The 22,809-nt window shown below is 59.7% G+C and carries 20 protein-coding genes; 1 reads left to right on the top strand and 19 read right to left on the bottom strand.

Annotated features, from left to right (window positions below):
• Window positions 1–78: 78 nt before the first annotated feature.
• Window positions 79–1,725 carry a recombinase family protein gene (locus AB5Z25_RS02580; protein ID WP_199572093.1) on the top strand — a complete coding sequence of 549 codons (1,647 nt, stop codon included), beginning with the start codon at window positions 79–81 and terminating at the stop codon, window positions 1,723–1,725.
• Window positions 1,726–1,904: 179 nt separating this feature from the next.
• On the opposite strand, the gene AB5Z25_RS02575 is transcribed toward AB5Z25_RS02580, so the two are convergent.
• The 19 genes from AB5Z25_RS02575 to AB5Z25_RS02485 all read right to left on the bottom strand — a co-directional run.
• Complete coding sequence (locus AB5Z25_RS02575; protein ID WP_368134757.1) at window positions 1,905–3,614, bottom strand: proline--tRNA ligase; 1,710 nt, start codon at window positions 3,612–3,614, stop codon at window positions 1,905–1,907.
• A 12-nt stretch (window positions 3,615–3,626) separates the two neighbouring features.
• Entirely contained in the window at window positions 3,627–4,709 is a 1,083-nt protein-coding gene (ispG, locus tag AB5Z25_RS02570) for a flavodoxin-dependent (E)-4-hydroxy-3-methylbut-2-enyl-diphosphate synthase (RefSeq protein WP_138112668.1), read from the bottom strand.
• A gap of 13 nt (window positions 4,710–4,722) precedes the next feature.
• Complete coding sequence (locus tag AB5Z25_RS02565; protein WP_368134723.1) at window positions 4,723–6,084, bottom strand: M50 family metallopeptidase; 1,362 nt, start codon at window positions 6,082–6,084, stop codon at window positions 4,723–4,725.
• Window positions 6,085–6,108: 24 nt separating this feature from the next.
• Window positions 6,109–7,296, bottom strand: a complete 1,188-nt coding sequence (dxr, locus tag AB5Z25_RS02560) for a 1-deoxy-D-xylulose-5-phosphate reductoisomerase (protein WP_368134722.1) — start codon at window positions 7,294–7,296, stop codon at window positions 6,109–6,111.
• The gene (locus AB5Z25_RS02555) at window positions 7,296–8,210 is read right to left on the bottom strand and encodes a phosphatidate cytidylyltransferase (RefSeq protein WP_368134721.1); all 915 of its coding nucleotides are present in this window, start codon (window positions 8,208–8,210) and stop codon (window positions 7,296–7,298) included. The genes dxr and AB5Z25_RS02555 overlap by 1 nt, the downstream gene beginning before the upstream one ends.
• Before the next feature lie 2 nt (window positions 8,211–8,212).
• Window positions 8,213–9,007, bottom strand: coding sequence for an undecaprenyl pyrophosphate synthase (gene uppS / locus AB5Z25_RS02550; RefSeq protein ID WP_368134720.1), 795 nt, complete (start codon window positions 9,005–9,007; stop codon window positions 8,213–8,215).
• A gap of 1 nt (window position 9,008) precedes the next feature.
• Complete coding sequence (frr, locus tag AB5Z25_RS02545) at window positions 9,009–9,545, bottom strand: ribosome recycling factor (protein WP_138112676.1); 537 nt, start codon at window positions 9,543–9,545, stop codon at window positions 9,009–9,011.
• Between the two features lie 2 nt (window positions 9,546–9,547).
• The gene (pyrH, locus tag AB5Z25_RS02540) at window positions 9,548–10,270 is read right to left on the bottom strand and encodes a UMP kinase (protein ID WP_118259777.1); all 723 of its coding nucleotides are present in this window, start codon (window positions 10,268–10,270) and stop codon (window positions 9,548–9,550) included.
• A gap of 117 nt (window positions 10,271–10,387) precedes the next feature.
• A complete protein-coding gene (gene tsf / locus AB5Z25_RS02535) occupies window positions 10,388–11,257 on the bottom strand; it encodes a translation elongation factor Ts (RefSeq protein WP_368134719.1) in 870 nt (289 codons plus the stop codon).
• Window positions 11,258–11,302: 45 nt separating this feature from the next.
• Entirely contained in the window at window positions 11,303–12,031 is a 729-nt protein-coding gene (rpsB, locus tag AB5Z25_RS02530) for a 30S ribosomal protein S2 (protein ID WP_006236109.1), read from the bottom strand.
• A 216-nt stretch (window positions 12,032–12,247) separates the two neighbouring features.
• Window positions 12,248–13,156: a tyrosine recombinase gene (locus AB5Z25_RS02525; protein WP_368134718.1), complete on the bottom strand. Its 909-nt coding sequence runs from the start codon at window positions 13,154–13,156 to the stop codon at window positions 12,248–12,250.
• A gap of 8 nt (window positions 13,157–13,164) precedes the next feature.
• Window positions 13,165–14,502, bottom strand: a complete 1,338-nt coding sequence (gene trmFO / locus AB5Z25_RS02520; RefSeq protein WP_368134717.1) for a methylenetetrahydrofolate--tRNA-(uracil(54)-C(5))-methyltransferase (FADH(2)-oxidizing) TrmFO — start codon at window positions 14,500–14,502, stop codon at window positions 13,165–13,167.
• Window positions 14,503–14,516: 14 nt separating this feature from the next.
• On the bottom strand, window positions 14,517–15,452 hold the full coding sequence (locus AB5Z25_RS02515) for a DNA-processing protein DprA (protein ID WP_368134716.1): 936 nt from the start codon (window positions 15,450–15,452) through the stop codon (window positions 14,517–14,519).
• Window positions 15,449–16,972, bottom strand: coding sequence for a YifB family Mg chelatase-like AAA ATPase (locus AB5Z25_RS02510; RefSeq protein WP_368134715.1), 1,524 nt, complete (start codon window positions 16,970–16,972; stop codon window positions 15,449–15,451). The genes AB5Z25_RS02515 and AB5Z25_RS02510 overlap by 4 nt, the downstream gene beginning before the upstream one ends.
• Window positions 16,972–17,379 carry a YraN family protein gene (locus AB5Z25_RS02505; protein WP_368134714.1) on the bottom strand — a complete coding sequence of 136 codons (408 nt, stop codon included), beginning with the start codon at window positions 17,377–17,379 and terminating at the stop codon, window positions 16,972–16,974. The genes AB5Z25_RS02510 and AB5Z25_RS02505 overlap by 1 nt, the downstream gene beginning before the upstream one ends.
• A 267-nt stretch (window positions 17,380–17,646) precedes the next feature.
• Entirely contained in the window at window positions 17,647–18,435 is a 789-nt protein-coding gene (rnhB, locus tag AB5Z25_RS02500) for a ribonuclease HII (protein ID WP_368134713.1), read from the bottom strand.
• A gap of 93 nt (window positions 18,436–18,528) precedes the next feature.
• Window positions 18,529–18,870, bottom strand: coding sequence for a 50S ribosomal protein L19 (gene rplS / locus AB5Z25_RS02495; protein WP_006236098.1), 342 nt, complete (start codon window positions 18,868–18,870; stop codon window positions 18,529–18,531).
• A gap of 209 nt (window positions 18,871–19,079) precedes the next feature.
• Window positions 19,080–21,830 (bottom strand): pyruvate, phosphate dikinase, encoded by a 2,751-nt coding sequence (ppdK, locus tag AB5Z25_RS02490; RefSeq protein WP_368134712.1) that lies wholly within the window; start codon window positions 21,828–21,830, stop codon window positions 19,080–19,082.
• A 746-nt stretch (window positions 21,831–22,576) separates the two neighbouring features.
• Window positions 22,577–22,809: hypothetical protein (locus tag AB5Z25_RS02485; RefSeq protein WP_368134711.1), on the bottom strand; the 233-nt coding region annotated here is incomplete at its 5' end.

The following is a 22,809-nucleotide window of genomic DNA, read 5'->3' as shown; positions in this document are numbered from 1 at the left end:
ACTGCGACACAAAAGCATGATATAATTCCAATATGCACAACGGTACTGTCGGCTGACCAACCACCGAAGGAGGATATTATGTTGGATCAGCAGAAAATTACCATTCTCTATTGCCGTCTGAGCAACGAGGATGCCCAGGAAGGCGAGAGTAACAGTATCGCAAATCAGAGAGAGTATTTAACCCGATATGCCCGTGACCACGGGTATACAAACCTGAAAATTCTGGTGGATGACGGCTATACGGGGACGAACTTCAATCGTCCCGGTGTGCAGGAAGGCTTTGAGCTTGTCAAGCAGGGGCTTGTGGGCTGCTGGCTGGTCAAAGACCTCAGCCGCTTTGGTCGTGACTATCTGACTGTTGGACAATATACGGATATTATCTTTCCGAGTTATGATGTCCGCTTTATCGCTATAAATGATGGCGTAGACAGCAACCGGGGAGACAGCGAGGGCTTCGCCGCAATCCGTAATCTGTTCAACGAGTGGTATCCCCGTGATACCAGCAAGAAAGTCCGTGTCAGTTTGCGGCAGAGAGGAACCAGTGGGAAGCACATGGGCAAACCGCCCTACGGATACCGCTGTGACCCGGAGGACAAGGATCACTGGATTCTGGATGAAGAAGCGGCTCCGGTAGTCAAGCTCATCTTCGACCTTTGCATTGACGGCAAAGGCCCGGAGCAGATTGCAAGGATTCTGGAAGAAAAGCAGATTATGACCGCAAAGGCACTCTATGCCAAGCGAAAGAAAAAGCCGATGCCGGAAAGACCGTACCACTGGGGCAACCAGTCCATTGCAGGGATTTTGGAACGGCAGGAGTACACAGGCTGTACCTGCAACTTCAAGACTTATTCCAAGTCCTACAAGCTGAAAAAGCGGATTCCCAATGAGCCGGAGAATATGTTTTATCTGCCGGACACACAGGAAGCGATTGTATCTCAGGCACAGTTTGACAGGGTGCAGGAACTGAGGAAAAACAAACGCCGCCCCGCAAAAGCGGAACGGCAGGGATTGTTCTCCGGGCTTCTGTTTTGTGCCGATTGCGGCGGCAAGCTCCACTTTGCCACAAGCAAAAGCTTTGAGGGCAAGCAGGATCACTACGTCTGCAACAACTACAAGAGCAACCGTGGTACTTGTACTGCCCACTATATCCGGGAAGATGTGCTTCGTGAAATCGTTCTGGAACGCATCCGGGCAGTCAATGAGTATATCCGAAGCGATGTGGACGGTTTTCAGGAGGAATGGCTGCAATGCCGCAGGACTGACCAGGAGCGCAGCATCCGGGATGACAAAAAGAAGCTGGAACAGGCAAAGAAACGCCTTGCCGATCTGGATGTCATCATCGCCCGGCTGTACGAGGACTATGTTCTTGGAAATCTCAATCAGGACAGATACAGAAAGATGTCTGCGGACTATGAAGCGGAGCAGGAACGGTTAAAGCTCGAAATTGAAGTTATCGAAGAATGGGTGGAACAGCGGGAAGAAATGAACGACGGTCTGGATGCCTTTATCGCCCTGACACAGAAATATGTGGATGTGGAGGAGCTGACACAGACCATCGTGAACGAGTATATCAAGAAAATCATCGTCTATGCCCCGGACAAATCCAGCGGCAAGCGCAAGCAGAAAGTGAAGATTTTCTTCAACTTCGTGGACGATGTAGATATTCCCGTTATTTCCGAGCCTATCATCACGCAAACAACCTATGAACACAGAAAAACGGCGTGACCTTCGGGTCACACCGTTCTCTGCGACAAAATAGTTACTTGTCACTATTAAGCCTTTGGGCTGTGGGGTTTTCTGTTACCCGTCGAGCTGATTCACGCAACAAAAAGGACTGCCCCGCTTCTCATCCTAAGAGAGATACGGGGCAGTCCTGTAATTGCATCTAATAGCAGAAACGTCGATTAGCGACGGGCAGCCTTCACCAGCTCGGCAACCTTGGCGACGACCTCGTCAATCGCCACGTCCTCACGCTCGCCGGTAGCACGGTCCTTGAGCTCCACCGTGCCATTCTTGAGACCACGCTTACCCAGAACGACCTGATATGGGAAACCCATAAGGTCGTTGTCGGCAAACTTAAAGCCGGGACGCTCGTCGCGGTCATCCACGACGACCTCGATACCAACGGCGCACAAGCCCTCGACGATTTGGTCGCAGACGGTCGCGCACTCCTCCTTCTTGGGATCGAGCGGAATCACCGCCACCTCGTACGGAGCGACAGAGACCGGCCAGACGATGCCATGCTCGTCATTGTGCTGCTCCACGACGGCAGCAAGCGAGCGAGACACGCCCACGCCGTAGCAACCCATGATCAGCGGTTTTTCCTTGCCGTCCTCATCCATAAAGGTGGCACCCATGGCCTCGGAATACTTGGTACCCAGTTGGAAGACCTGAGAGACCTCGATGCCGCGGGCAGCAGAGAGCGGCTTGCCGCAGTGCGGGCAGGGATCGCCGGCAACGACGGTGACCAGGTCGGCCCACTCATCGACGGTAAAGTCGCGCTCGGGGCAGGCGCCGGTAAAGTGATAATCGACCTCGTTGGCACCGCAAGCCCACTGCTTGGACTCGCGCAGGCTCTCGTCGCAGACCAGACGAATACCATCGGGCAGGTTAACCGGTCCGATAAAGCCCTTATGCAGACTGTAAGTCTGGAGCTCCTCGTCGGTCATCATGCGATAGCCCTTGCCAAAGACATGCTCGGCCTTGCAGTCGTTGAGCTCATGATCACCCGGGACGATGGCCACGACGGGCTTACCCTCGGCATCGATCAACGCCAGGGACTTGCGCGTGCCGTTCTCGGGGAAGCCGAAGAACTTGGCGACGGCCTCGATGGTGCCCATGCCCGGAGTCTCGACCTTGGTGAGCGTACCGTCGCCGGGGCCCTCAGTCACGACGACCTTGGTGCTTGCCGCCTCGTCATCGGCAGCAAAGCCGCAATCGTCGCAGTAGACCAGCGAAGCCTCGCCGGCGTCGGCCAAAGCCATGTACTCGACGGAAGTATCGCCACCGATCTCGCCGGAGTCGGCAACGACGGGCAGGGCTTTGATGTAGCAGCGCTCGCAGATGTTGGCGTAGGCCTGCTTCATCTTGTCGTACTCCTCCTGCAGGCTCTCCTGCGTGGCGGAGAAGCTGTAGGCGTCCTTCATGATGAACTCGCGACCGCGCATCAGACCAAAGCGGGGGCGGAACTCGTCGCGGAACTTATCCTGGATGTGGTAGAGGTTGACGGGCAGCTGCTTATAGGAGCGCAGCTCATTGCGCACCAGGGCGGTGACAGTCTCCTCGTGGGTGGGACCCAGCACGAACTCACGGCCGTGACGGTCATCAAAGCGTACGAGCTCCTTGCCATAGGCATCGATACGGCCGGACTCACGCCACAGCTCGGCATCGACCATGATGGGCATCATGAGCTCCTGGGCACCGGCGGCATCCATCTCGTCGCGCACGATGTTCTCGATCTTGCGAATCGAGCGCCATGCGAGCGGCAGATAGGAATACAGGCCGGCGGCCTCCTTGCGGATCATGCCGGCGCGAAGCAGCAGACGGTGGCTCGCAAGCTCGGCGTCCGCCGGATCCTCTTTGAGCGTCGGCGCGTAAAGCTTAGACATATACATTGCTCGAGTCATTTATTTCTCCTCAATAAGCTTGTCGACCTCGGCCATGAGCGCGTCGACAATTTGATCCTCAGCTACTTTACCAATGATCTGGCCATGCGAAAAGAGCAGGCCCTGACCTCGTCCACAGGCAACTCCCAAGTCGGCGTCGGAAGCCTCGCCGGGGCCATTAACGGCACATCCCATCACGGCGATGGAAAGCGGCGCGGAATAGTTCTTCAGTCGCTCGGTGACCTCCTCAGCGATGGGAATGAGGTTGACCTGGCAACGAGCGCACGTGGGACACGAGACGATCTCGGGACCACGGCGGCGCAGGCCAAGGGACTGCAGGATACCCCAGGCGACCGGCGGCTCCTCGACCGGATCGGCCGTGAGCGACACACGCATGGTGTCGCCGATGCCTTCGGAAAGCAAGATACCCAAGCCTACGGAGCTCTTGATGGTGCCCTGCAGCTTGGTCCCCGCCTCCGTCACGCCCAGATGGAGCGGAACATGCGGTATCTCGCGCGACAGAGCGCGATAGGCATCAAGCGTTGTGGCCACGCTATGGGCCTTAGCGGAAAGTACGATGTTGGTGAAACCGCGGTCCTCAAAATGCTTGACGAAGCGCTCGCTCGACATCACGAGCTTTTCGGGCTGCGTAAGATCGTCGCGCTCGGCAATATCCTGCTCGAGCGAACCGGCATTCACGCCAATGCGAATCGCACACCCGGCAGCGCCCGCAGCATCGATCACGGCATCGACCTTGGCCCAATCGCCGATGTTGCCGGGATTAATGCGGAGCTTGGCGGCACCGGCCTCAACGGCACCAATGGCCAGCTTGTGGTTAAAGTGGATATCGGCAACGATCGGCACCGGAGACTCGGCACAGATGGTGCGGAAACCCTCAAGCGCGGCCTCGGTGGGCACACTCACGCGCACGATATCGCAACCGGCTTGTGCCAAGGCGCGAACCTGAGCAAGCGTTGCCTGGGCGTCGGCGGTATCGGTGCAGGTCATGGATTGGACCACCACCGGAGCGCCACCACCGATCTGCGCACCGCCCACATATACGGGGCGCGTCAGCTCGCGCGGCAAAGGATGGGATAAAGACAATCCAAACACTCCCCTACAGAATAAATCGAAGGATGTCGGAACGAAGCATGTAGATAAACAGCAGCACAAAGAGCGCGATGCCCACATAGCTCACGATCGTTTGAACCTTGAGCGGCAGCTCGCGGCCCGCAATCTTCTGAATGATTTCGATAACCAGCTTGCCGCCATCGAGCGGCGGGATGGGCAGCAGGTTCATAAAGCCGAGCGAGAACGAGATGAGCGCGGCAAACGTCAAAAACGTTGCAGGGCCGGCGGCTGCAGCCTGGGATGACATAACGCTGATGCCCACGATCGAGGTCGACTGATCGAGAACCTCCATCGTATGTTGCGGTTGCAGCAGGCGCATCACGCCCTCAGCAGTCTGCTGAACATAGGAGAACGACAGGCGCGCCGACGTAATGGGGTCCAAATGGACCACCTGCGTAGAGGCATAAACGCCCAAACGCTCATCCTCCTTGAGCGCGACCGAGGTCGAAAGATGCTTGCCATCGCGCTGATACTCAATGGCAATATCGTCCTTGCCGGCGGCCGCTCCGATCGCATCGTATACGTCCATCCAGGAAGAGCACGACACGCCATCGACATTAAGAATCGTGTCGCCGGCCTCGATGCCCGCCTTGGCAGCAATGGAACCCTCGTCGACCTGACCGATCACATTGCTATCGACCGGCACCGATACGCCGGCGATAGAGTAAATACTCATAAGGAGCAAAAAGCCCGTCAGGATATTGACGACAATGCCCGCGAGCAACATAAAGGCGCGCTTGAGAAAACCCTGGCCAAGATAGGTGTGCGAGCGCTCTTGCGCAAGGAACTCGGCCTTATCGCACGGCAGCTCCCATACGTCGCCCTCGGCGGTCGCATGCTCGCGATCAAACCGACGCCCGTCAAAGGTGGTGTAGCCCGCCTCATCGCGCGGCAGCGTCTGATACTTGGTGGGGTAATAGCTCGACGAGGGCTTCTCCCCCTCCTCGTACCAAGGAGCGATGGAACCCCACCCCAGCAGCAAGGCACAGGCCTCGAGCACGTCCTCCTCGGGCAGTTCGAGCTCGGCGGCAAGGTCGGCCACGGTCACGCGACCATGACGATAGATCGCCGCAAGCACGCGGTCGGCACACGAGACATTGGTCGGGTCCATACCGCAGATAGCAGCATAACCACCCAGCAGCAGCGGCGTCACGCCAAACTTGGTTCCGATGCGACGCGACGTGTGATGGATGTCAAAACGGCACGGCAGGCCCAAATAGAACTCGGTCACACGGACGCCGCAGGCACGCGCCGCCAAAAAGTGGCCGCCCTCGTGCAAAAACACGAGGACGGAAAGCATCAGAAGGCCCCAAAAGACCGATGAGAGAACGCTCAGAACAGTATCCATAAATCGAAAAAGAAATCCTTATGGTTAGGAATGGGTTGCGGCGAGCACCAGAGCGGCCTTTTCGCGCGCCCAGGCATCGATGTCGCGAAGCTGCTCAAACGAGGTAACCGCCTGTGTGTCATGCGCATCCATGCAGGATTCCACAACGCGGTCGATATCGGTAAAGCTACAGCCGTCGTGTAAGAACGCATCGACAGCGACCTCGTTGGCCGCATTAAGCACGCACGGCATGGTGCCGCCCGTCTTGCCGGCACGCTCGGCCAGCGCCAGGCAGCGGAACGTGTCCATATCGGCGGCATCAAAGGTGAGCTGCCCCAGCTCGCGAAAATCGAGACGAGGCGCCGGAGTATCCCAGCGCTCGGGAAACGAGAACGCAAACTGGATGGGAATACGCATATCGGAAGCACCAAGATGCGCCATCACGGAGCCGTCGGCAAACTCAACCATAGAGTGGATCTTGGACTGGCGCTGCACAACAACGTTGATAAAGTCGAGGTCGCAGTTAAACAGATGCATGGCCTCGATACGCTCCAGGCCCTTGTTCATGAGGGTAGCGGAGTCGATCGTGATCTTAGCGCCCATAGACCACGTGGGATGCGCCAGTGCATCGGCGCGAGTCACGCGATCGAGCTCGTCGCGCGTACGGCCGAAGAACGGACCACCCGAGCAGGTGAGCCAAATGCAGTGGGCCTCGCGTGGATTCTCCCCCAGATAGCACTGGTAGATGGCGGAGTGCTCGGAGTCGACCGGAATGAGCTGACCCGGCTGGGCCAGCGGCATCAGCAGGTCGCCACCGACAACGAGGGACTCCTTGTTGGCAAGAGCAAGGCGCTTGTTCGAGGTCAGGGCCGCATGGCTCGCTTCGAGCCCGGCGGCGCCCACAATAGCAACAAGCACACAGTCGACATCATCGCGACGTGCGAGCTCACAAACCGCCTGCGCACCAACACCGAGATCCGTGCCCTCGGGCAGCTCCTGCAGCACGGCGTCATCACCATGAGCGACATCGGCCACGGCAACGGCCGGAACCGAGAACTCGCGGGCGGCGGCAACGAGCTCTGAGGTGCTGGAATTGACGGACAGCGCCGTCACCTGCAGCCGATCGGCATGCTGACGGCACACATCGAGTGCCTGCGTGCCGATAGAGCCCGTACAACCCAGGATGGCAACGCGAAGGCGTCCATCGGGGCCATATGTCGTCTGGAATGACATTACAGCACGCCCCCGACCATCAAAAGCAGCTGCGCGGTAATGCAGCCAAAGATAAGCGAGTCGCTACGGTCGAGCATGCCGCCATGGCCCGGGATAAGGTTGCCGGAATCCTTGACGCCCACGCCACGCTTGATGCGCGACTCGATGAGGTCTCCGATAACGCCCAGGATGGACACGACCACGCCGCACAGCAGCGCATAGGGCAAGCTCAGCTTATAGAGATGCGTCGCCCACAGGATGAGCCAGATCAAGACAGACCCCAAAATGCCGCCGACAAAACCTTCCCAGCTCTTTTTGGGAGAAATCTTGGGGACCATCTTGTGCTTACCGATACGACTACCCACGATATAGGCAAACGAATCGGAGACCCAGAGAGACGCGCAAACACCCACCGAAAGCAGGGCGCCGGCAAAACCGGGCACAGCATCGCGCAGCAGCACGATAGCCGACAGCATAAAACCGGTATAGATGGGACCCATGAGCGTCACGGCGACATCGGATATGCGGGTACGCGGCGACCAAACATACCAAATGCCCACCGCAAGCATCAGAGCAAAAAGCAGGGCATTCAACAGCAGCGAGTCGCCCAGTGCCGAGAGCGGAAAAAGCACGGCAGCAGCGATACCCAGGCGATCGTTGGCCACTTTGCCATCGAGTTTCGTCATGCGAAAGAACTCATAGCAGCATAAGCCGCTCATGACGGACACAAAGATAGCCGTTGGCACGATACCCAAAACGAGACACAGGATAAAGACGACGGCATAGACGATACCGGCGGCAGCACGGGTAATAAAACCAGCCAGCCATGAGCCGGTGCCGCCCTTCGCAGCCGGTGCCTTGGAAGCAGCGGCCCTGCGCACAGGTGTCGTAGAAGTAGGCGCTTTGGGAGCAGTTGCCTTGGGACGATCAGACACGATTAAGCCTCCTCGGTCTTACTCAGCCCACCAAACCTACGGTCGCGGCCCTGATAAGCCAAGATAGCCTCAACAAGACCCCAGCGATCGAAGTCGGGCCAGTAGGTATCGGTGACATAAAACTCGGCATAAGCGACCTGCCACAGCAGATAGTTCGAAAGGCGCAGCTCGCCCGAGGTGCGAATAACGAGCTCGGGATCGGGAAGACCGGCGGTGTACAGGTGAGAAGCCACCATATCGTCATCAATTGCGGCGGGGTCAATCTTGCCGGCAGCTGCATCGAAGGCAAGCTGACGGGCAGCGCGCGTGATCTCGGCACGGGCTCCATAGTTAACGGCGAGTGCCAGGGTCATACCGGTATGGTTGGCGCACTCGGCAAGACCGCGCTCAAAGACATCACGGGTCTTCTTGGGCAACACAGAAATGTCACCCAAAAATACAACGCGCACGTTCTCGCGCTTCAGCAACGGCAGTTCGTCGATAAACGTCTTGGCAAACAAATGCATGAGGACGTTGACCTCGTGCTGCGGGCGATTCCAGTTTTCGGTAGAAAACGCATAGGCCGAAAGTACGTCGACGCCCAGGCGCACGCAGGCGGTAATAATCTCGCGCAGAGAGACGATACCGGCCTTGTGACCCTCGGTGCGGGCAAGACCGCGCGCCGTGGCCCAACGGCCGTTGCCGTCCATGATGCACGAAATATGGCGCGGAATGTTATTGAGGTCAAGGTCGGAAAAACCGACGCCCGCAGGGGCGTCGGCAAAGTACTCGACCAGTTTATGCTCGTCGTATTGCACCTTAGATCTCCATGACCTCGGCTTCTTTTTCCTTCAGAAGCTCCTCGACCTTGGCAACATACTCGTCGGTATGCTTCTGAACCTTGGCCTGCTCGCGACGAACATCGTCCTCGGTAAGCTCCTCGTCGCGCTCGAGCTTGTTGTTAAAGTCGCGACGGATGTTGCGGATAGAGACCTTGGCCTGCTCGGCGTACTCGCGGCACTCCTTGACGAGCTCGCGACGACGCTCCTCGGTGGGAGCCGGGAACGGCAGGCGTACGACGGTACCATCGGAGTTGGGGGTAATGCCCAGGTCGGAGGCACTGATGGCCTTAACGATGGCGTTGATGAGCGCCTTGTCCCACGGCTCGATGAGCAGCATGTGGGCCTCGGGGGTCTTGACGGCGGCAACCTGCGTGACCGGCGTGGGAACACCGTAGTAATCGACGGTGATGTCGGACAGAATGTTGGCGCTGGCGCGACCGGTGCGGACCTTGGAGAAGTTATGCTTGAGGGACTCGAGCGACTTGTCCATGTGGGCGGTGATGTTCTCTGCCATGCTTAATCCTCCTGATAGACGAGCGTGCCGACGGGCTCACCCGCGAGCGCGCGCTTGACGGTGTCCTCGCCATCGATGTTGAGGACCAAAATGGGCATACGGTTATCCTGGCACAAGGCCGTTGCCGTGGAATCCATAACCTGCAGGCCGCGAACGAGCACCTCGTGATAGGTGATCTTGTCAAAGCGGACGGCATCGGCGCACTTGACGGGATCCTTGTCGTAGATACCGTCGACCTTGGTGGCCTTGATCAGAATCTCCGCACCGATCTCGCAGGCGCGAAGGGCCGCGGCGGTGTCAGTCGTAAAGTACGGATTGCCCGAGCCGGCGGCGAAGATAACGACATTGCCCTTGGACAGGTGGTTGATGGCGCGACGACGAATATAGGGCTCGCAAATCTCGTTCATCTGGATAGCGCTCATAACGCGGCAAGGAACATCGTTATGCTCGAAGGCATCCTGCAGGGCAAGCGCGTTCATAACGGTTGCCAGCATACCCATGTAATCGGCCTGAGCACGCTCCATGCCACCGGCAGCGCCGGCCATGCCGCGGAAAATATTGCCGCCGCCGACAACGACGCCGACCTCATGGCCAACGGCGAGCAGCTCCTTGACCTGCTTGGCAAGATGGTCGGTAACCTTGGGGTCGATGCCATAGTGGCCGTCGCCCATCAGTGCTTCGCCGGAAAGCTTAAGAAGCACGCGTTTATATCGGATGTCGGACAAAGCGATCCTCCTTTAATTAGACTCTCAATATGATATCAAAGGCTCTACCCAGAGCCATGAAAAAGCAGGCTGTGAGTAAAACCCACAGCCTGCTCATTACCAGCTACAAGAGCTTATTTACTCGCCACGGACCAGACGGTCGAAGGCAACGACGGTAATGGTATCACCGAGCTCCTTGGAGACCTGCTCAGCGTACTTCTTGATGGTGAGGGAGCTGTCCTTGATGAACTCCTGCTCGGTGAGCACGGACTGCTTGTAGAACTTCTCCAGACGGCCAACAGCCATCTTCTCCTGGATTGCCTCGGGCTTGCCGGACTCGGCAGCCTGAGCCATGTAGATCTGCTTCTCGTGCTCGACGGTCTCAGCCGGAACCTGATCGCGGGTAGCGCAGATCGGGGCGACAGCGGCAACCTGAAGGGCAACATCGTGGGCAAAGGTCCTGAAGGACTCAGCCTGAGCGGTCTCGGCCTTCTCGAAAGCAAACTCGACGAGGACGCCGATCTTACCACCCATGTGGATGTAAGAAGCGAGAGCGCCGTTCTCGGCCTTGCGGGCGGCGAAACGGGAGATCTTCATGTTCTCGCCCATGATGTGAATCATCTCGGTGAGCTCGGAGGAAACGGTCTCCTCGCCCATCGGCTTCTCGAGCAGAGCGTCGACATCGGCCGGCTCGGTGGTGGCGACAACCTCGGCGACCTTGGAAGCAAAGCCGGTGAACTTGGCGTTGGAGCCAACGAAGTCGGTCTCGCAGGAAAGCTCGAGCAGAGCGCCGGTCTTGCCATCCTCGGAGACGAACGCGGCGACAGCGCCCTCGTTGGTCTCGCGGCCAGCCTTCTTGGCAGCCTTGGCGAGGCCGTTCTTGCGCAGAACGTCAACAGCGGCGTCCATGTCGCCGTCAGCCTCGACGAGAGCCTTCTTGCACTCCATCATCGGGGAGTCGGTCATCTCGCGGAGCTGCTTGACCATAGCGGCGGTAATCTGGGCCATTGTGGTTCCTTTCAAAGAGATGAAAAAGACTTAAATAGGACTGATTTACTCGGCCTTGGGCTCAGCGGCCATCTCGGCCTCGGAGACCTGCTCCTTGCCAGAGCCAGCGAGGCAGGCGTCAGCCATGAGCTCGCACATAAGGGTGACAGCGGAGATAGCGTCATCGTTGCAGGGGATGCCGTACTCGACCTCGTCGGGATCGGAGTTGGTGTCGATCAGAGCGACGACGGGGATGTTCAGGCGCTGGGCCTCCTTGATGGCGTTCTCCTCGCGCTTGGTGTCGATGACGAACAGAGCCTGGGGCAGACCCTTCATGTCGCGGGCGCCACCGAGGTTGGTCTGGAGCTTAGTGAGCTCCTTGCCCAGAACAGCCTGCTCCTTCTTGGGCAGCACTGCCATGCGGCCGTCCTCGACCATGGCCTCGAGCTCCTCCATGCGGTTGATGCGGGAGCGGATGGTGACGAAGTTGGTCAGCATGCCGCCGAGCCAACGCTGGTTGATGTAAGGCATGTTGGCGCGCTCAGCGGCGTTCTTGACAGCCTCCTGAGCCTGCTTCTTGGTGCCGACGAACAGCACGTTGCCACCCTTGGCAACGTTCTTGACGAAGGTGTAGGCCTGGTCGGCGTCAAGGATGGTCTGCTTGAGGTCGAGGATGTAGATGCCGTTGCGCTCACCGAAGATGAACGGCTTCATCTTCGGGTTCCAGCGACGGGTCTGGTGGCCGAAGTGGCAGCCGGCCTCGAGCAGGGTGCGGATATTAATCTTGGTAGCCATGTTAAACCTCCTGTGGTTTGCCTCCGCGCGGGGTCATCCTCCAAAACCAACCCGGACATGTGCTACCAAAGCCCGGGCACCACGGTTTGAAGTAGCCGCGCGTGCGTGATAAAAACCTGTTGCCGTGAAGCAACCCGATGAATGATAGCAGGATTGCCTCTTCCTGCCAACCCGCAATCAAAACCACACACCTAAGCGCAACGCGAGCCGCCCAGCCTACTCGCCCCGGGGATGGGCCTGGGTCACGGCGCGCTTAAGCCGATCGGGCGTAAGATGCGTATAGATCTGCGTCGTGGACAGGCTCGCATGCCCCAGCAGCTCTTGAACCGAACGCAGATCCGCGCCGCCCTCAAGCAGATCGGTCGCAAACGTATGACGCATCGCATGAGGCGCGATGTCGGCCGGAATGCCGACGCACGTCGCCAGCATATGGAACCGTCGCCTGAGCATAGCGGCACTCATGCGATTACCGCGCGCAGAAATAAACAGCGGATGCAGACCGGCTGCGGCGTCGCGGTGCTTTGCCTGGGCGAGCAGCACCGGTCTCCCCTCCTCGACATAGGTGCGCGTCGCCTCAAGTGCGCGACGATACAGAGGAACGATGCGCTCCTTGCTCCCCTTGCCCCAAAGGCGAACCACGCGCTCCGACCAAGCGATGGATTCCACGTTAAGCGCGGCAAGCTCCGAGATGCGGGCACCCGAGGCATAGAGCAGCTCGAGCATCGCCGCATCGCGCAGTCCCGCGGGCGTCGAGGTATCAGGCGTCTTGAGCAGCGCCTCGACCTGCTGAGTCGTAAGGACGCCGGGCAGGTCGCGCGGCAGCTTGGGCGACGCGATCGCCGAGACCGCATCACCCTCGACAATCCCCTCGGCAGCCATCCAACGGTAGAGCGACCGAATAGCCGACAAATGTGCCGCAAGGGTGCGAGGCGCCACCTGCTCGCGCGAAAGCTCGGCCAAATACGTGCGGACGGTACGCACGTCGGCCGCACGCGCATCGACACCCGTACGCTCGCACCAGGCAGCAAAGCGCTCCAACCGCGATCCATAAGCGGTCACCGTATTGGGAGAGAGCCCCTCGACACGTGCGATGTAGGCGATAAACGAGTCGACGGTATCGTACAAGTCAAAGGCTATGACCGGTCGCCTCCAAACAAGTCGGAACGCGTGGCCAAGTAGGCATCGAGGGCCTCGAGGGCGCGATCCGCATAAGCCTGATAGCGGTCGCGCTTACTGCGGCGCCTGCCGTCCTCGAGCGGCGGCACCAGGCCAAAATTGACATGCATGGGCTGGTAGCCAACGGTTGCCGGATCGGTCGCATAGCCCACGAGCGCGCCCAGGGCGCCCACACGAGGAAGCTCCACAGAAGCCGCACCGATAGCCTCGGCATAGGTGTTAAGCGCGGCAAGCAGACCGGTCGCCACCGCTTCCATGTACCCCTCGGTGCCGGTGATCTGACCGGCGAGGCGCACACCCGTGCCAGGCACGGCAAAGGTGCCGTCAAGAACGTGTGGCGCATCGACAAAGGTATTGCGGTGCATGACGCCATAACGGAAGAACTCGGCATTCTCCAGACCGGGAACCATGTGGAAGACACGCTTCTGCTCGCCAAAAGTCAGATTTGTCTGGAAGCCCACCAGGTTATAGGCGGTCTTTTCCTTGTTCTCGGCGCGCAGCTGAATCGCCGCCCAGGGACGACGTCCGGTTCGCGGGTCGGTGAGGCCGACTGGCTTCATGGCGCCAAATCGGATAGCATCCTTGCCAGTGCGGGCGACTTCCTCGGCAGGCTGACAGGCCTGGAAGAGATCGCCGCCCTCAAAGTCCTTGAGCACCACGCGGTCGGCGGTTGTGAGTGCCTCGATAAAGGCCTCGTACTCCTCCTTGTTGAGCGGAGCGTTGAGATAGTCGCCGCTCCCCTGCTCCTCATAGCGCGACTGAGAGAACAGCACGTCCATATCGAGCGTGGAGGCATCGACGATTGGCGCGGCAGCGTCAAAGAACGCCAAGGCGTCGCCACCGACGAGCTTCATGACCTCTTCGCTCAATGCCGGAGAACACAGCGGGCCCGCGGCAATGACCACGTGGCCCTCGGGAATCTGCGTGACCTCGCCGTGCACAACCTCGATATTGGGTCGGGAGGCAACCTCGGCCTCAACAAGCCCGGAAAACTTGACGCGGTCGACCGCCAGGGCACCGCCAGCGGGAACGGCCGCACGATGGGCGCAATCGAGCAGAACCGAACCCATGCGCTCGAGCTCGGCCTTTAACAAGCCCGCAGCAGAGTCCGGACGGGTTGACTTAAACGAATTTGAGCAGACGAGCTCGGCCAGGTGGTCGGTATGGTGGGCCGGAGAGCTCACCTGGGGGCGCATCTCGCACAGCTTTACGGCAAACCCGCGATCTGCCAGCTGGATCGCACATTCCGAACCCGCCAGACCGCCACCGATAACCGTCACCTGATCGAACTGCATCTGCAAACACCTTTCTAATTGACACGCTTTCCATTGTGACCGAAGGGCGTCTGGGCGTGAAGCGCAAACTTTGAGGGCGCATACCTTCCATCCATCATGCGCTCAATAAGACCCTCGAGCTCGAGCGAGCCCAAGAGCTTGAGCACGCCGACAGCATCAAGCGAGACGAGCGCGGCAATGTCGTCGACCTTGAGCGGCGAGGCGATAAGCGCGTGCATCACGGTCTGCTGTGTTGGGTCCAGATCGGCAATGCCAGGTGCATCGGGACGCGAGTAGCGCAGCGTGCCGTAGATGCGCGAGATGGCCATCTCGATTGATTCCTCATCGATGATGCAGCAGGCTCCGTTAGCGATGAGATAGTTAGTCCCGCGCGACTCGGGCGAAAGGATAGACCCCGGCACTGCAAGAAGCTCTCGCCCCAAGTCCATAGCGGCCTCCGCCGTGGAGAACGTACCCGAGGGCATGCCCGCCTCGGAAACAAAGAGTGCCTGCGACAAGGCGGCGATTACACGATTGCGCCGCGGAAAGGCGAACTTACGCGGTCCCATACCCCACGGCGAAATCGAAACGACCGCGCCGCCCGTATCGAGTGTGCGCGTTATGAGGCCGGCGCTCGAGCGCGGATAGACAACATCGGCGCCGGTCCCCAGTACCACGATGTGTTTGCCCCCGGCGTTGACCGCGGCCCAACCCGACGCCTGGTCGCAGCCGACCGCACCGCCCGAGACCACCGTCACCCCCGCCTCAACCGCCACCTTGGCCGCAAGTTCTGCCACGGCGAGACCGTACGGCGATGCCTTGCGCGCGCCGATAATGGAGAGCGCGGGCGTCGAAAGCACCTCGGGGTTGCCGCGCACATAGAGCGTCTGGGGTACATCAGAAAGCTCCAATACGGTCTCGGGATACAACGCATCACCTGGATGCAGCTCGAAGGTCCCCTCGGCCATCATTGGTCCCTCCTTCCCTGATACATCGCCGCCTCGAGCATGTGATCCTGCGTCACCCGTTCGCTTTCGGCAACATCGGCGATCGTGCGTGCAATGCGTACCAGGCGCACGATGCCGCGACCCGTGAGATGCGTACGCTTCGACAGGCCGAGCACGCATTTCTCGGCAGCCTCATCAAGCCCAAAGGTCGAAACGACGCCGTCAATGGACCGCGACTCATCTTCCTCGGCCTCGGTGTCCGCATCGTCCATACGGGATTCACGCCAGGCGCGAAAGGCGCGCCCACGCACGACGTAATCGCGCAGCTCGGCCGATGACATACCCTCCGCGCCCTCAATGATCACCTGGGGATCGGGGCGGGTCACGTCGATCATCATGTCGATGCGATCAGCCAAGGGACCGCGCAACTTGCCCCGATAGCGCTCGACCATCGCCGCCGAGCAGCGACACGGCACTTCGCGATCGCCCAAAAACCCGCAGGGGCAGGGATTGCTCGCGGCCAGCAGCTGAAAGCGCGACGGAAACGTAAAGGCCCCGTCAACGCGCACGATCCTCACGTACCCGCGCTCGATGGGCTGACGCAGCGTCTGCAGCACGCCGGTGGGAAACTCGGCGAGCTCGTCCAAAAAGAGCACGCCGCCATGAGCCAAGCTAATTTCGCCCGGATGCACCGGACGCCCGCCGCCGATAAGTCCCGCGGTCGAAATACTGTGATGCGGACTGTGGAAGGGGCGATGCCCCGCAAGCAGTCCATCGATGTTCTCGCCCAAGACCGAATGGATGCACAGCGCCTCTTGCTGATCCTCGAGAGAAAGCTCGGGCAGGATGCCGGTCATGCGCCGCGCAAGCATGGTCTTGCCCGAACCGGGCGAACCGATCATGAGCAATCCGAGCTCGCCGGCGGCCGCAAGCGCCATGCCACGTTTGGCGACCTCCTGCCCCAGAACGTCGGCATAATCGAGCTCGGGCTCAAAGGTCGCCTCGAGCACTTCAGAATCCAGGTAATGCCGTGCGGCATCCCCCATGCCATGGGCAAGCTGAGATAGGTGGTCGATAAACCCGCAATCCACGCCCGCGAGTGGCACATGCTGGTCTGACCTGCCGGCGATAAAAGACAGCCCCATGTCGCGAGCCAGCAGCTGAAACGCCACCTCGCCCTTGACGGGAAGCACCGTACCGTCCAAGCCGAGCTCGCCGGCGATAAGGCAGCGATCGAGGTTGTCACGGGGAATCTGCCCATCGGCCGCTAGAACCGCGATGGCGATGGGCAGATCAAAGCCGCTACCGGTCTTGCGAATATCGCCGGGCGCCAGGTTGACCGTAATGCCCGAGCGTGGGATCTCGAACCCGGCGGAGCGCATCGCGCAGCGAATACGACCGCGTGACTCCATCACCTCCATACTCGGAATACCGAGCATCTGAATGCCCGGAACGCCACCGGCAAGCGAGACCTCGACCGTGACGGGAATCGCCTCGACGCCGCGGATGCAGGCCGCGTGAACGGCAAACGTCTCGAACGCCATCACGACACCTGCCAATCGAACGCGTTGTACTGGTGCTCGATCTCGGCGATATGCCCGCCGCGAATGGTAACGCCCACGGCATCGAAGCGAATCGCCTTGAGAGGATAATGCTCCATGAGATAGCAACTTGCGATGCGGCGGTAGCGACGTTGCTTTTGGGCGTCCACGGCCTCCTCGGGAAAGACCCGCGTGCTGCAATCCAGCGCAACGCGTCTGGTCTTGACCTCGGCCATCACCACGACATCGTCGAGCTCATCGAGCAGCACCAGGTCGGCCTCGCCCTCGGTGCAACGATAACCCTGCTCCAGCAAGGTGTAGCCGCGCTCGTTAAAGTAGTCGATGGTGATCAGCTCGCCCAGCATGCCCAGCTCGCGGGGACTGAGTCGCTTGATAAACTCGGGCGTCATCGCCCCGCAGTCGAGCTCGCCATTTTCCCAACACTCCTTGAGCTACTGCGTCTTGCTCTTTTTGCTTGCGGCACTCATGGGGTCTCCTTTCCCGCACACTGCATTGCCCCGATGATGAGGGCACCTTTTATGCGGGTAAGTACCGGAAGCAAACCAAAAGCTGACCAAATGCTGTCAAAAAACGGGCCGTACGCAGCAATGGTGTTGCATACGGCCCGCTACCAGCAGGTTTATAGAACCTTTAAGGTCCCTGTCTTCACAATTGGCCTAGAAAAGGCGCTCAGTCTGCAGAAAGTTTCCGCAAAAGCTCACGCGGTGCAGCGGACAAAGTCCATGTTTGCGAATGGCCTCGATGTGCTCGGGGCTCGCATAGCCCTTCGACTCGGCCAGATGGTACTCGGGGTACTCGGCGTCGTACTCGACCATCATCTCGTCACGCGTGACCTTGGCCATGATGGACGCCGCGGCGATGCAGGCGATCTTGGCATCGCCCTTCACCACATCGCGCTCGTTGGGAACGGCGCCCAAGGGGTTACCGTCCATGAGGACGCAGTCGGGCTCGAGCCCCGTATCGGCCACGGCGCCCACAACGGCAGCGCGGATTGCGCGGGCCATACCCATCTCATCGATATCCTTAGGCGCGATATGGCAAAAACCGATCGCCGTCGCCACCTCGGCAATCTTCACTGAGAGCAACTCGCGGCGCGCGGGCGTGAGCTTTTTGGAATCGTTGATACCCCAGACGCGCGGTTCCATGGGAAGGCAGACGGCGCATACCGTCAAAGGACCGGCCACCGATCCGCGACCCACCTCGTCGACACCAACGACCACCCCATCGCCGCCAAGCTCATGCATAAGCTCGTACATGTCATTGACGCGCTCGCGCTCGGCAAGCTCCTTGGCATGGCGCTTAAGAGCACGCTCGCAAGCCTTGATCACCTGCTGGCGCGGGTCCTCGCGATAATGCTCTACGAGGGCAGGAATCTCCTCAAACGTAGCGCTCGCCAACTCACCGGCAACCTGCGATGCCGAAACCGAGCTCGTCATGTTGGCCATACCAGGCCCTCCTTGCATGCAAATCAGATAAAAAGAAGGGCCACCCGAAGGTGACCCTTACGTCCAAACGAGTGGACAGACGCTGCGATCTTCTTAGCGCTTCTCGGGGATGCGAGCAGCCTTGCCCACCTTGTCGCGGAGGTAGTACAGCTTGGCGCGACGGACGCGACCATGACGAACGACCTCGAGCTTGGCGATCTTCGGGCTGTGAAGCGGGAAGGTACGCTCAACACCGACACCGAAGGACATCTTGCGGACGGTGAAGGTCTCGCGGGCACCGGCGCCGGCCATGCGGATGACGTCGCCCTGGAAGACCTGGATGCGCTCGCGGTCGCCTTCCTTAATGCGGTAGTGAACCTTGACGTTGTCGGCGACGCGAACCTGAGGAATGTCCTCGCGGATCTGCTGACGCTCGATTGCGCGGATGTAATCCATGTGCAATTCCTTACTCTTCTAGAGGTGCCGTACCACCTTGGCCGGCACGTAGTTGAACAAACGTATTCGAGTATACACGCGCGGGTTTCTGCTGCAAGAACAATTTTTTACGCAGACAAAAAGACAAAACCCGCACATGATAACCGCCCGTCTCACGAATGAGACGGGCGGCATGAAGGGGGCTACGCTAGGCGTCTAAACCCAAAACGTTAGGCGGAACGCTTGGCCTCGAGCTTGGCTTGAGCGGCAGCCAGGCGTGCGAGGGGCACGCGGTAGGGCGAGCAGGACACGTAGTCCACGTCGGCCACGTTAAACAGGCCCTTGATGGACTTGGGGTCGCCGCCGTGCTCGCCGCACACGCCAAAGTGCATGTCGGGGTTGGTGGCTCGGCCCTTCTCGACGGCCATGCGCACCAGCTCGAGCACCGCCGTATCGATGGTCTCGAAGGGATTGTCCTTCAAGATCTTCTTATGCATGTACAGCGGGATGAACTTAGCCTCGGCGTCGTCACGCGAGAAACCGAAGGTCGTCTGGGTGAGGTCGTTGGTGCCAAAGCAGAAGAAGTCTGCGTGATGGGCGATCTCGTCAGCGACCATGCAGGCGCGCGGCAGCTCGAGCATCGTGCCCACGGGAATATTGAGCTCGACGCCTTCTTCGACGGAAACCTCGGCGATCACGCACTCGATAACCTCGCGGGTCTGAACATGCTCCGCCGTGATGGAGACGAGCGGAACCATGATCTCGGGACGCGGATCGACGCCTTCCTTGATAAGACGGGCAGCAGCCGTGGCGACGGCGCGAACCTGCATGAGCGGCAGATCGCTAAAGACGACGGACAGGCGCACACCGCGCAGGCCGAGCATCGGGTTGGACTCGACCATGCCGTCGATACGACGCAGACGGGTGCGCAGGGCGGCAAGCTCTTCCTCGTTGGCGCCAGCGGCCTCCTTCTTGGTGATGGCGACCTCGAGCTCGCGAGGATTATCCAGGAACTCATGAAGCGGCGGATCGAGCAGGCGGACGACCACATCGCGACCGGACATGGTCTTGAACATCGCCAGGAAGTCCTCGGTCTGAACCTTGAGCAGGTCGGCCAGGGCCTGCTGCTTCACGGCCTCATCGTCAGACAGGATAAAGCTCTGGATGATGTTCTTGCGATCGCCCAGGAACATGTGCTCGGTGCGGCACAGGCCAATAGCCTCGGCGCCAAACTCGAGGGCGAGCATGGCACCCTCGGGATTGTCGGCGTTGACACGCACATGGTTGGCATGGCCGCTGGTCTCGTCCAAACGGATTTCGTCGGCCCAGGACAGGATGGTGTCCAGGTCGCCGGTGAGCTCGGCGGAGACCAGGTCGACGGGACCGTCGACGACGATACCCTGGGTACCGTCGATGGAGATAACGTCGCCTTCGTGCAGCACGCGGTCGCTGCCCTCGATGCGCACGACCTTCTCGGCGGCGTCGATGTGGAAGCGTTCGACGCCGCAGACGCAAGGCGTGCCCATACCGCGGGCGATAACGGCGGCATGGCTCGTCTTGCCACCGTGGCTGGTAAGGATACCTTCGGCGGCGACCATGCCCTTCAGGTCGTCGGGGTTGGTCTCCCAACGAACCAGAATGACCTTGTGACCCTCGGCGGAACGTGCGACGGCGTCGTCACTCGAGAACACGACCTCGCCCACGGCGGCACCAGGGCTGGCATTAAGACCGCTGGCCAGAGCCTCATACTTCTTGGAGGCGTCGAGCTGCGGGTGCAGGAGCTGGTCGAGCTGTGCGGGATCGATGCGGCTCACGGCCTCCTCGCGGGTGATCAGGCCTTCCTCGACCATTTCGATGGCGATGCGCAGGGCGGCGGTGGCGGTGCGCTTGCCCACGCGGGTCTGGAGCATCCAGAGCTTGCCCTGCTCAATGGTGAACTCGATATCGCACATATCGCGGTAATGATCCTCGAGCGTCAGGAACACGCGCTCGAGCTCCTCACCTGCGGACTCGAGGCCCGGGGTGGTCTTGAGGTCGGCGATGGGCTCGGTGTTGCGGATACCGGCGACGACGTCCTCGCCCTGGGCATTAACCAAAAAGTCACCGTAGAACTCCTTGGTGCCGTCGGCCGGATTACGCGTAAAGGCGACGCCCGTCGCAGAGGTCTCGCCCTTGTTGCCAAAGGCCATGGCCTGCACGTTGACGGCGGTGCCGAGGTCGTCGGAAATGCCATGCTGCTTGCGGTAGATGCAGGCACGCTCGTTCATCCAGCTGCCAAAGACGGCCTGGATTGCAAGGCGTAGCTGAAGCTCCGGATCGTGCGGGAAAACGGGCTTGCCATCGGCGACCTCGAGCTCGGGATACAGGGAGGCATCGACGTTCTCGGAGAAGATGCCCTTAAAGGTCTCGACGAGTTCCTGCAGGTCCTCGGCCGAAAGCTCGGAATCGACGCGAACGCCGGCGACCAGACGGGCCTGGGTCAGGGCGTTCTCGAACAGGTCGGCGTCAACGCCCATGACGACATTGGAAAACATCTGGATAAAGCGGCGATAGCTATCCCAGGCAAAACGCGGGTTCTGCGTCTGCGCGATGAGGCCCTGGACAGAATCGTCATTGAGGCCCAAGTTGAGGACCGTGTCCATCATACCGGGCATGGAGAACGGAGCGCCCGAACGAACCGACACGAGCAGCGGATCGGAGGCGTCGCCGAGCTTCTTGCCACAGCGGGCCTCGAGGTCTGCCTCGGCGGCAACGATTTCATCGAGTGCGCCATCAGGCCACACGTTGCCGGCACCGGAGTACTCGACACAGGTCTGGCAGGTAATGGTAAAGCCGCCGGGAACCGGCAGGCCGATACGGCTCATCTCGGCAAGGTTTGCGCCCTTGCCGCCAAGCACGAAGTTCATGGACTTGTCGCCCTCAGTCACGCAAGTGCCCTGGGCGTCGGTACCAAAACGGTAAACCCTCTTGCAATCGCTCACGATACTTCCCCTTCCATGTGCTCTCGCACACGACCGTGGTAACGAATCGACCCGCCGGATGCGGACCGTGAGGGAACTATACGGCGGGTTTTGGACAGGCTTGAGCAGAGGATGCGCGGTTTGGTAAACGTGCTAAAACTTGCGGTAAACGGTAGGTAAAGGTGGTTACCTTATGAAGATACCAGTACAACGTAGTCGCAGGTCAAAAGCGGTATAAACTGCTAAAACGCTTTAGCAAAAAGCTGTAATTATTGGAATGGAATCTCTTAAACTACGCAATAGCCAAGAAAGACAAAATCTATCAGAAGTATTTGTCCCAGGGATTTTGGTCAGAGTAGCTAATTTGGGACGGGGCTATTTTAGCCACCCCGGCAGATAGCGCGAATGCTTTGGCGGAGTAACGGCCGGGGTAGCTAAAAAAGCCCCATTACAGTTTGAGTCGTCCGAAAGGGCGGCTCCTTACTAGTTCTGGTAATACGATTGAGCCGTACCGATGGTCGCTGGCCGACCGCGACCGCGACGCGGCCTCCACCCGAGACCCCCATCTCGACACATAGCCCGTCATCCGACGAAAGCGCGCAGGTCGTCCTGTATAGGCGCATGGTGTCCCCCTCCGCCGCAAGAGGGAAACGAAAAAGCCCCTCTTTGCCACTACGGACAAAAGGGGCCTCCCAGGGGAAACGTGTTACAAAGCCTTCTTTGCAGGACGATGAAGATCAGAAACCCAACGTCGTACGCGTAGGGACTTACCCAACACCCACGCCATTTCGATCTTCTGGGCCTTCAACGCCACGTCCCGATAAGCATCCGGGCATCGGAATGACCTCGTCGCAAGCCGCAAGCATCTCTTCGTCATGAGTGACAACGATTACAATATGGTCTCTCTTAACCTCATGAAGCAATTGAGTATTTGCTCGCTTGAGCACTGTTGAATATCGCGAAACAGCACCGCCGATATCGCGCTTGGGCACCGGGGCCG

The organism is Collinsella aerofaciens, from assembly GCF_040910325.1.
Lineage (GTDB): Bacteria > Actinomycetota > Coriobacteriia > Coriobacteriales > Coriobacteriaceae > Collinsella > Collinsella aerofaciens_BL.
This window is presented reverse-complemented; position numbering and strand designations above follow the sequence as displayed.

Coding starts and splice junctions, on each gene's coding strand:
- AB5Z25_RS02580 (WP_199572093.1), top strand. CDS start 79: ATGTTGGATCAGCAGAAAATTACCATTCTCTATTGCCGTCTGAGCAAC.
- AB5Z25_RS02575 (WP_368134757.1), bottom strand. CDS start 3,614: ATGTATATGTCTAAGCTTTACGCGCCGACGCTCAAAGAGGATCCGGCG.
- AB5Z25_RS02565 (WP_368134723.1), bottom strand. CDS start 6,084: ATGGATACTGTTCTGAGCGTTCTCTCATCGGTCTTTTGGGGCCTTCTG.
- dxr (WP_368134722.1), bottom strand. CDS start 7,296: ATGTCATTCCAGACGACATATGGCCCCGATGGACGCCTTCGCGTTGCC.
- frr (WP_138112676.1), bottom strand. CDS start 9,545: ATGGCAGAGAACATCACCGCCCACATGGACAAGTCGCTCGAGTCCCTC.
- tsf (WP_368134719.1), bottom strand. CDS start 11,257: ATGGCCCAGATTACCGCCGCTATGGTCAAGCAGCTCCGCGAGATGACC.
- rpsB (WP_006236109.1), bottom strand. CDS start 12,031: ATGGCTACCAAGATTAATATCCGCACCCTGCTCGAGGCCGGCTGCCAC.
- trmFO (WP_368134717.1), bottom strand. CDS start 14,502: ATGCAGTTCGATCAGGTGACGGTTATCGGTGGCGGTCTGGCGGGTTCG.
- AB5Z25_RS02515 (WP_368134716.1), bottom strand. CDS start 15,452: ATGATGGCCGAGGGGACCTTCGAGCTGCATCCAGGTGATGCGTTGTAT.
- AB5Z25_RS02510 (WP_368134715.1), bottom strand. CDS start 16,972: ATGGCGTTCGAGACGTTTGCCGTTCACGCGGCCTGCATCCGCGGCGTC.
- AB5Z25_RS02505 (WP_368134714.1), bottom strand. CDS start 17,379: ATGACGCCCGAGTTTATCAAGCGACTCAGTCCCCGCGAGCTGGGCATG.
- rnhB (WP_368134713.1), bottom strand. CDS start 18,435: ATGGCCAACATGACGAGCTCGGTTTCGGCATCGCAGGTTGCCGGTGAG.
- rplS (WP_006236098.1), bottom strand. CDS start 18,870: ATGGATTACATCCGCGCAATCGAGCGTCAGCAGATCCGCGAGGACATT.